Origin of the sequence: Aulosira sp. FACHB-615, assembly GCF_014698045.1 — a bacterium.
Classification (GTDB): Bacteria; Cyanobacteriota; Cyanobacteriia; order Cyanobacteriales; family Nostocaceae; genus Nostoc_B.
On the sequence record NZ_JACJSE010000071.1, the window covers coordinates 1 to 8,950 of the forward strand.

Consider the following 8,950-nt stretch of genomic DNA (forward strand, 5'->3'; position numbering starts at 1 on the left):
GTTGGTAGGTTTAGGTTTAGTGGTTTTCTTGGTTGTGGTAGATTTGGGCTTGGTGGTTTTGGACTTGGGCTTAGTCTGTTGCACAACGGAAGCTGCTGGCGGCAACAGCTTGAGTGAGGGGAACGGAAGTACAACAGCTTGGGGCAGTATTGGGGTTGGTTGGATTTCTGTGGGGAGATCCCAAGGGTCGGGCAGTTGCGCGGACTGCTCTTGCCAAGGGTCATCTGTTAGCACGAACTCTGGTGTAGCGATTGGTTGTGCTGGTACTGGTGTGGTTGGTGTTGTTGGTGTTGTAGCGAGTAGTTCTGGCACTAAAGATGCGTCAAGCTTCTGGATTTTTGATGCGGTGTAAGCTTTATGTGCTTGAGCGAGAACGCTGTTAACTGTGTCTATCACAATAACGGTGACGAAGCTCATAACAACGATTTCGATAGCGTAGGTTAGTGTGGATTGTAGAGTTTCCATTGTTTTTCTCCTGAAGTACGAGAGAGTTTTCAATGGCAACTAGCGAAGCGTTTTAACATAACGCGAAAGTCCCTACCTTCAGCGAAGCAAGGTAGGGATGAATAGCGGGTTACGACGATTGCATACCTGGCCAAAATCAACCACAAGGTTGATAAGGGAATGGTATGTATGAGGAGTAATCAATCAATCTTCTGGTGTTTCTTGAGATTGTATATATTGCTTGATTCTCTCGATTGGTGCGCCACCAGTAGAAGCAACATAATATGAACTAGACCAAAATACAGGTTTTCTATAAAAAGTAGATAAATGTTCTGAAAATTCTTTTTGGATAACTCTACTAGACGCTGATTTTAGACTACCCACAAGAGCAGATAGATTGTTATCAGGATGAAAGTCAATTAGTAAATGAACATGGTCTATTTCACCAGAAAACTCGATTAGTCTGCATTTGGTTTTGATACAGACATTAGCAAATATTTCATGCAACCGTTCCAAAATTGGCGCGGTTATTGTTTTGCGTCTGTACTTGGCCACAAACACAAGATGTAGGTGAATAGAGAAAACTGAATGAGAACCCTTTCTGGGAACCACTTGACAAGCCTATACATCAACTCTAATATCATAGAACAAATCAAAAAAGGAGGCAAATAAATCAGTGGCTACAAGGCGAATGACTTTTCGGTTATACCCAAACAAACAAATAGAACAGTCTTTGAGGTATCACCGAAAGTTACACAAAGACTTGTACAACGCTGCTGTTTATAACAGATTTACTCAATATCAAAAATTCAATCATTCTGTTAGCTATTTCGAGCAACAGAATTGTTTACCAGCATTCAAAGATGTTTGGATAGAGTACAAAGAAATAAATTCTCAATCTCTACAAGCTACTTTGAAACGTGTTGATTATGCCTTTGAGCGTTGGTTCAAAGGTTTAGGTAAGCGTCCACGATTCAAATCAATTCGTCATTATTCAGGTTGGACTTATCCAGCTAAATCAGGCTATTCTGTAGAGTCTGATGGTGAAAATGGTTATTTGAATTTGTTTAAAATTGGGCGTGTTCAGATGCGAGGACAGGCTAAGTATTGGGGAACTCCTACTACTTGCACAATCGTTTTTCGTAACGGTAAATGGTACGCCTCTATTACGGTTGATGTCTTAGACCAAACTCTTAAACCTGAAATCCTACCAGTTGGCGCAATTGGGATAGATTTAGGTTGTAATTCAGCATTATCAATTACCGATGGTGAAAATCATCAACAAATTGATGCTCCTAAATTCTTGAGGAATTCTGAACAACTAATTAAAAAAGCTTCCAAAACTAAAAGACGGAAGCAAGCGCCAAATAAAAATAAAAAAATCAAAGCTTCTAGAAGATGGAAAAAAGCCCAATCTAAGGTTAGTAAGCTAACTCGTAAAGTTGCTAATCAGCGTCAAAATTGGGTACATCAAGTTGCATCAGAAATAGTAAGCAGTAATAGCTTCGTTGCAACTGAAAAGCTAGAAGTCAAAAACATGACTAGTAAGGCTAAAAAAGGTAAACGCAAAAAGCAAAAAGCAGGTTTGAATAAGTCAATACTAGATGTAGGTTTTGGAATGCTACGCAGTACCATCAAATACAAAGTAGAGCAAATTGGTGGTGTGTTTGTGGAAGTTCCTACCAAGAAAGTAAAGCCTAGTCAAACTTGCCCAAAATGTGGTCATCAGCACAAAAAGACGCTTGATATTAGAGTTCACGATTGTGGCGTTTGTGGATATGTGCAAGACCGTGATATTGCTGCTGCTGAAGTAATGCTTTACTGGGCTAAAGGGAGCCACTGCGGTCTTGGGGTCTCCCCAAGTGGAGCAAGTGGCGTTAATCTGACGGAGCTAGGAACTAGCTTCGTAGACGCTGATGTCACTGGCTCTACTTCACGCACCCGTAAACAAGCGGGAAGCATGAAGCAACTAGGACAAATGAAGCGTCAAAAACCTAAATCTACTGGTCTGGTTTCAGAAACCCAGACCTCAACGAAGTAGGTCTGGGTAGTTCATCTGGATGCTTATGAGAGATTAGTCAGTAGCAAAAGATTTGGTCAGAAATTTTAGGTGTAGAGGATTGAATTTGTACCTAGTTGATACTCACTCTCAAATTTGGCGTAGTCAAAAGGAGAAATTGCTCTACAAACTTGTAGTGATAACTCAATACGGTTCAGCTAGAGCAGCAGGAGCCTCAGAGCATAATCTCTGATTTGGTGTGAGAGGAATGCGCGTGAGTTGAGGAGTGCTGTTTGAGTGATGCCGAATGCAATAAGGCAAGAGAGAGCAGCAACGACAAAACGAACTATCTCTCAGGCAATGAACGAATGAACTCTCGAATCACATCCGTCTGGGATCTGCCAACTGTTTTGCAATATCGGTCTAATATTTCCTTCTCTTGTTTTGGGAGTCGAATGTTCACAGATTCTTTGCTGGTCATGATTATAATGTATTGCAGATTGCGATACAATGATAGTATGAAATACACCTACCAGTACAAAGCAATTCCAACCACTGACCAGAAGCTAGAGTTAAATCATTGGCTGCGGATTTGCCAATATTGGTACAACCGTCAATTAGCTAGAACAGCAAGAAGCCTCACACCTACCCGGAGGGAGGTGTTGAGATGAATTGCGAGTGAGTTGACGACAGTTCTCCGACCAATGCGACAGCGTTCGCGTAGCGTCTCGTAGAGAGGAAGGAGAACATGGAGGAAACGAGCAAAATATTTTATTTCGGGTCAGGTAATGTATCAATTAATTCTTCAATAACCTGAGTTACCGTTTTATCTTTATTTGCAGCATACTGCCTGACTTTGTTTAACCTGCGGTCGCTTAATCTAACGTGTAAATCTTTTTTTGGCATTTGTGTACACAACGCGAACATATTTATGTTATCATATTCATAACGCAATGTAATAAACAAATGAGGACAGCATATCAATACAGACTACGCCCAACAAAACAACAAACAACAGAAATAGACAGATGGCTGTCTATGATGTGCGCTCAATATAATTACTTGTTGGCTGATAGATTTAATTGGTATGAGCAAAATCGTTGTCCAGTTAATGCTTGTCAAGAGTGTTTGTCATCTTCCAAAGTTAAGAGACAATCCAGACTACTATTCGCAAAAGAAAACATTACCTGAGCTTAAGAAAACTCATCCTCATTATGGTGATATCTATTCACAAGTTTTGCAGGATGCGGTTAAGCGAGTTAAGATAAGTTTTGATAGATTTCTCAAAGGTGATAGTAATGGGAAAAGAAGTAGTAGACCACGTTTTAAACCTCGCAATAGATACCGCACTTTCACATATCCACAAATGAAAGATGGATGTTTGCAAGGTAATTTAATTGATTTACCAAAACTAGGTAAAATAAAAGTTATTTTGCATCGTCCATTACCTGACGGGTTCAAAATTAAAACTGCTTCTGTCACTAAAAAAGTAGATGGTTATTATTTAACTCTTAGCCTAGAAGATTCTACAGTTCCAGAAATCAAACCAGATATTAATCCAGAATCAATAACTGGTATTGACATGGGATTAAAAGAATTTTTGACAACTGCTGATGGTGAAACAGTGCCTATTCCTCAACATTACCGTAAGGCTCAAAAACGCCTGAGAGTTATCCAAAAACGTGTTTCACGACGAAAGAAGGGTAGTAATCGTAGAACAAAAGCAGTTAAGCAATTAGGTAAACAACATAAAAAAGTTGCTGACAAGCGCAGAGATTTTCACTTTAAAACTGCTAACAACTTACTGAAAAAATATGATGTAATTGCACATGAAGATTTAAACATCAAAGGACTTTCAAAGTCTAGATTTTCTAAGTCTGTATATGATGCTGGATGGGGCAGCTTTTTATCAATACTGATAAACAAAGCCGAAAATGCTGGTTTGTTGGTAATACCTGTTAAAGCATCTGGGACGAGTCAAGAATGTTCTAATTGTGGTGCGAAAGTACCTAAGAAATTACATGAAAGATGGCATAACTGTCCCCATTGTGGATGCAGTCTTGACCGTGACCATAATGCAGCAAAAAATATAAAAAATAGAGCCGAGGGGCATCCGGTTCTTAAAGCTCATCGAGTATCCGAAGCGATAGCTGGATTTGGTGAGAAGCCCACACAAAGCAGCTTGCTGAGGTGTGGGAGTATGTCACTTATTGAATATCCCCAGAAACAGGCCGCCCAGATATAACAATGAAACCAATAGAATCAAGCTGAAGCTCAGGCTGATAAATACTCTGAACAATAGCGGATTTTAAAAGTCTTTCTATTTTTACTTCTTCTGCTAGAGCATTATTCCAAGTTTGTGTATGCAGGTGTAGATTTAATTGCTCTACTCTATGAGTTAATTTCTGTTCTGCTACCTGAGCATAGTGTTGACATAGTTGAGTAAAGTCTTGACGTTGGCTAAGTAATATTTTAGAGGTGTCAGCCACTTGATAGCAAAGATTATGCCAATTATGGGGAGCAATAAAATTGTCAATAATCTCTAAACGCTCTTTAGCAAGATTATAATCTTGTCCTTGATGGGGATCTTTACCTTTTTGATATGGACGCTGTAAAATGCTTAAGAGTAATTCATCTTTAACATCAGATAATTCTTCAGAACGAGCATCAATAAAGATAGTGCTAATGAATGGTGGAAACAAGGCATCAACTTGACGTTTCAAAATATTGAAATGAAAATCACTAAGTTGATAATCTGTAAAGATTTGCTGGATTTTTTCGAGATTGCATTCAACTAAATAGTTGCACTGGAAACCAAACCATTCCATTCCTTGGTTGCTATCCCAGGATAAATCTTGTCGCCAGAGAGCAAAAGCTTGACCACGGTCATCCCATTTAACATAACTAGAGATTGTATCTACTAATTTTTCACCAATGCGAAAAAGTTTAACGCCAGGATTGATGTTAGCTATAGTGCGATTATAAGTGCCAAATTGATTGATATTGCTATTAGCGAAGTGAGTTGTCAATTCATTAACAGAAACTAAAGTGTATTTGCTGGCTTGATAATACTTCACATCTGCTAAAGTGGGATGATAAATTGATTTAAATTTTAAAATATCATTCATCCAGTCTTCGGTAGACCGTTTGATTTCTAAATAATGGCTATCGTAATTAACTAATTCTGTGAAATATGTATTAGCATCTTCTTGGAAGCTAATTTCATTGAAATCGTTTTCGGCATTGATTTTTAATTGTGCTTGAGCAATTTCTTTTTTGATGAAATCAACTTGTGTTAATAAACCATTAGCTCCTGATTGAAATAAAGTTTGCTCTAATATAGATAATTGCTGAATAAAATCGTAACTAGATATTGACTGGGTAAAAATTAAAAATCCATCTTTCAAAAGTTGATACCAAGCTGCATGAAGGCTATCTTCTAGATCAGCACCAACTAGCACAGTAAAATCAATATCTTTGGAGTGACCAATCCGGTCGAATCTTCCTATTCTTTGTTCTAGTTCATCAGGTATCCAAGGAAGGTCAAAATTAATTACCCAATCAACACATTGGAAGTTATGTCCTTGTTGTGCAGAAGAATCACCAATCAAAATAAAGCAATTAGGCTGGCTGTAAAATAGATTTAAATTTTTCTCATTTTCTCTCCAATTTTGTTCTGAGTGATGAATGGCAACACTGTCTACACCAAAAGTCTTGGATAGGACACGAGATATTTCGAGGCAAGTCTGACCAAAACCAGTAAATATTAAAATTTTAGGGAAAAAATCACCAGGAACAGGTCGATTAATTCGCTGCTTGATTCTTTCGCTTAGTTGTGGAATATTATGACGCAACGATTGTAAACCAAAAATTTCTGATAAGCGATAGAGAAGGATAATATTTAGAAGTTCAATTCGGTCTCCGTCTTCTGAGGGTTGACTAATAATTTGGCGCAAAGATATCAAAATCTCCTCTTCACCTTTAAATTTTGGAGTTGCCGTTAAGAGATTAATATCATCATGATTAAAATCTTTGATAAGCATTGGATGACGAATCCCGCTTTGACGTGCTGCAATTACTTGGTCTAAAACGCCTAACCATGTACCAGATGCCAAGAACAAAAGCCGAAAAATTCGTTGATAAGCTTCCTGGTTAGGAGCAATAGTACGCCATTTTTCAATGAGTTCATGAATCTCAGGCGATCTCTCATCTAAATCATATTCTTCTTTAGGCGTGAGATTACGACTCAATATTGCATCTTCTACGTCAGCCCTACGGTTACAAATTATTTGGCGATGTAATCGATATGTTTCACTAACGTAAATACAAATTTCTGGGATAATTTTTCTTTGAGCAGTCGAATCTGTCTGTAAACTGCTTTTCCATTCCTCTATTAGACTTGATAAATATTTATCTTGAGGAAATAAAGTTTGTAATTGCTCTAAATTATTTTGAATATTGGAATTGTTGAATTCATTCTTTAATGCAGAAATAATTTGAGCCAGAAGTTTATTATGATGAATTTTTAAATGAAAGCTTTCTAAATCATCCAGTTGATAATTTGTTGGTTCAAGCAGATGCAGCATTACTAGCAAATCTTGTTCATGCTGAAGAATCTGGCTGGCGGATAATAAAAGTAAGTGTTCGCTTCTATGAGCTAGATATTTATGAGTTTCAAAATTCTGATGGACTTTTGTATCTTTAGACTTAGCCATTGCTGCAATATGATGAGCCTCATCAACTATGAGTAAGCCAATATTAGTTGGAATATTGATTTTATTTACATCCTCAGATGCTAGTAATACTACTCTTTTAGGAAAGTGAGAAATATAAAACTTGTTCTCTAACTCACTTCTCCATTGTTGTAATAACTTTCCTGGCACCAGGATTAATACATTTTTTTTAGGTTCATCTAGGAGATACTGGCGCAAGATTACACCCGCTTCAATAGTTTTTCCCAGTCCGACTTCATCCGCTAAAATGTACCTTTGATTTGGCTGTGCTAATACACGCCAAATAGCTTCTACTTGATGGCGATAAAGATGAATATTAGATGAGATTAGTCCTGGAATTCCACGGCTAACAGCCCTTTGCTTTACTAAGCATTTAACTAGAGCCAACCTTCTTTCGTTCAAATAAGGTGTTTCATGCCCTTTGATAGCTAAAGTTTCAATAGGATCTTTTATCTCTAAATTGCAACGAACATAAATTTCCTTTTCCGCCGTAATTACAGACTTCTTAGCAGGTAAATCAATTTGATATTTATCGATGTCTTCGTCCCAAACAAATATTTTGCCAATTATCCAATTATCTTGGTCTTTTAGCTTGACATAACACCGAGTTTGAGGTTTGAGTCTCACTAGAGACAGCGACTGTAAGGGTAAAGTTTTTTGCCAGCGTTGCCCTATTGAACAGAAGTATTCAACAACAATATTGCTGTGAGAAATTTCAATAACTTTTCCTATCCCCAAAGAATTATTTGAGGACTGCACTAGTGAGCCAATTTTAATCATAGTTATAATCGCCTAAATACTCCTGAACCTGCAAAGGCACATCTGGAAATTTTGCAGAATTTCAATTCTAACTGTTTTTTGTGCCTGCTTCAGAAAATTATTTAGTCAAGAAAAAACAAGCGAATGATAAACAGAACCCGACAACTCAACTCACCCCATCCATTCCACCCAATCAGGAGCCACAGTCAGCAATTGGCAAAACATCTGCGATTGTTTCTTTTTTTTCTGCACCATTACGCCCTACCCAGTTGACAGGATACGAAGAATTTTTGACAAATACCGCCCTGCATTCCACATTTCCAATTACTCGTGGCGATCGCCTAAACTAAAAACCAGTAAAATCATACAAATGAGATCACAAGACGCACGACAATACGCAGCAGCCACCGAGCGCAACCGCGAACCGATTTTAGAAATACTGTTAAAGGTATTGCCCCACAGAGGCACAATTTTAGAAATTGCTAGTGGTACAGGCGAACACGCAGTTTATTTTGCCGACAAGTTCAAAGATTGTGTCTGGCTACCAACAGATGTGAACCCACAAGCAAGAGCCAGCATTACGGCATGGACTGAACACTACAAATGTACAAATGTGTATCCGCCCTTGGAGCTTGATGTCACAGAACCAGTATGGATAGTAGAGAACCAAACAGCAAGCGGTTTGTTAAATAACTCACCAATTGTCGCCATTGTTAATATCAACATGATTCATATTTCACCGTGGGCAGCTTGTTTAGGACTAATGGCTCTTGCAGGTCGGATATTGCCTGTGGGTGGTATCCTCTATTTGTACGGCCCTTTTAAAGTGGGTGGAGAACATACAGCCGTAAGTAATGCAGCTTTTGACGAATATTTACGCGCTCAAAACCGAGAATGGGGAGCAATACCTTCGCCAAAATAAGAGGATGAAGAGAGAGGGCTGATGTAGTAGAGTTATTGTCTTCCCAAACGACAACTCAAAAGCCACAACAAGCCCATGCCCGATATCTTATCA

General features: G+C 38.3%; 9 protein-coding genes and 1 pseudogene. 5 read left to right on the forward strand and 5 right to left on the reverse strand.

Going from position 1 to position 8,950, the window contains the following annotated elements:
* Together H6G77_RS34895 and tnpA are read right to left on the reverse strand one after the other, a co-directional pair.
* Positions 1 to 465: hypothetical protein (locus H6G77_RS34895; protein WP_190874106.1), on the reverse strand; the 465-nt coding region annotated here is incomplete at its 3' end.
* Between the two features lie 183 nt (positions 466 to 648).
* Complete coding sequence (gene tnpA / locus H6G77_RS34900; RefSeq protein ID WP_190595138.1) at positions 649 to 1,056, reverse strand: IS200/IS605 family transposase; 408 nt, start codon at positions 1,054 to 1,056, stop codon at positions 649 to 651.
* 79 nt (positions 1,057 to 1,135) lie between these two features.
* On the opposite strand from tnpA, the gene H6G77_RS34905 reads away from it, so the two are divergent.
* The gene (locus H6G77_RS34905) at positions 1,136 to 2,485 is read left to right on the forward strand and encodes an RNA-guided endonuclease TnpB family protein (protein ID WP_199331754.1); all 1,350 of its coding nucleotides are present in this window, start codon (positions 1,136 to 1,138) and stop codon (positions 2,483 to 2,485) included.
* 304 nt (positions 2,486 to 2,789) lie between these two features.
* On the opposite strand, the gene H6G77_RS34910 is transcribed toward H6G77_RS34905, so the two are convergent.
* Positions 2,790 to 2,924, reverse strand: coding sequence for a ribbon-helix-helix protein, CopG family (locus tag H6G77_RS34910; protein ID WP_190595136.1), 135 nt, complete (start codon positions 2,922 to 2,924; stop codon positions 2,790 to 2,792).
* Between the two features lie 37 nt (positions 2,925 to 2,961).
* Here H6G77_RS34910 and H6G77_RS36710 point away from each other — a divergent pair, with 37 nt between their 5' ends.
* Positions 2,962 to 3,114 carry a helix-turn-helix domain-containing protein gene (locus H6G77_RS36710; protein ID WP_199331753.1) on the forward strand — a complete coding sequence of 51 codons (153 nt, stop codon included), beginning with the start codon at positions 2,962 to 2,964 and terminating at the stop codon, positions 3,112 to 3,114.
* A gap of 100 nt (positions 3,115 to 3,214) precedes the next feature.
* Here H6G77_RS36710 and H6G77_RS34920 read toward each other — a convergent pair whose 3' ends face one another.
* Positions 3,215 to 3,370: a hypothetical protein gene (locus H6G77_RS34920; protein ID WP_190595135.1), complete on the reverse strand. Its 156-nt coding sequence runs from the start codon at positions 3,368 to 3,370 to the stop codon at positions 3,215 to 3,217.
* 39 nt (positions 3,371 to 3,409) lie between these two features.
* On the opposite strand from H6G77_RS34920, the pseudogene H6G77_RS34930 reads away from it, so the two are divergent.
* A pseudogene (locus H6G77_RS34930) lies at positions 3,410 to 4,688 on the forward strand (RNA-guided endonuclease InsQ/TnpB family protein).
* On the opposite strand, the gene dpdE reads toward H6G77_RS34930, so the two are convergent.
* The gene (gene dpdE, locus H6G77_RS34935) at positions 4,651 to 7,956 is read right to left on the reverse strand and encodes a protein DpdE (protein ID WP_190595134.1); all 3,306 of its coding nucleotides are present in this window, start codon (positions 7,954 to 7,956) and stop codon (positions 4,651 to 4,653) included. The pseudogene H6G77_RS34930 and the gene dpdE overlap by 38 nt on opposite strands.
* 80 nt (positions 7,957 to 8,036) lie before the next feature.
* On the opposite strand from dpdE, the gene H6G77_RS34940 reads away from it, so the two are divergent.
* Positions 8,037 to 8,285, forward strand: a complete 249-nt coding sequence (locus H6G77_RS34940; RefSeq protein WP_190595133.1) for a hypothetical protein — start codon at positions 8,037 to 8,039, stop codon at positions 8,283 to 8,285.
* Positions 8,286 to 8,305: 20 nt separating this feature from the next.
* Positions 8,306 to 8,857: a DUF938 domain-containing protein gene (locus H6G77_RS34945; protein ID WP_190874107.1), complete on the forward strand. Its 552-nt coding sequence runs from the start codon at positions 8,306 to 8,308 to the stop codon at positions 8,855 to 8,857.
* Positions 8,858 to 8,950 lie beyond the last annotated feature (93 nt).

Excerpts from the sequence above, each read along its gene's own strand:
- H6G77_RS34905 (WP_199331754.1), top strand. The coding sequence starts at position 1,136 with ATGACTTTTCGGTTATACCCAAACAAACAAATAGAACAGTCTTTGAGG.
- H6G77_RS34910 (WP_190595136.1), bottom strand. The coding sequence starts at position 2,924 with ATGACCAGCAAAGAATCTGTGAACATTCGACTCCCAAAACAAGAGAAG.
- H6G77_RS36710 (WP_199331753.1), top strand. The coding sequence starts at position 2,962 with ATGAAATACACCTACCAGTACAAAGCAATTCCAACCACTGACCAGAAG.
- H6G77_RS34920 (WP_190595135.1), bottom strand. The coding sequence starts at position 3,370 with ATGTTCGCGTTGTGTACACAAATGCCAAAAAAAGATTTACACGTTAGA.
- dpdE (WP_190595134.1), bottom strand. The coding sequence starts at position 7,956 with ATGATTAAAATTGGCTCACTAGTGCAGTCCTCAAATAATTCTTTGGGG.
- H6G77_RS34945 (WP_190874107.1), top strand. The coding sequence starts at position 8,306 with ATGAGATCACAAGACGCACGACAATACGCAGCAGCCACCGAGCGCAAC.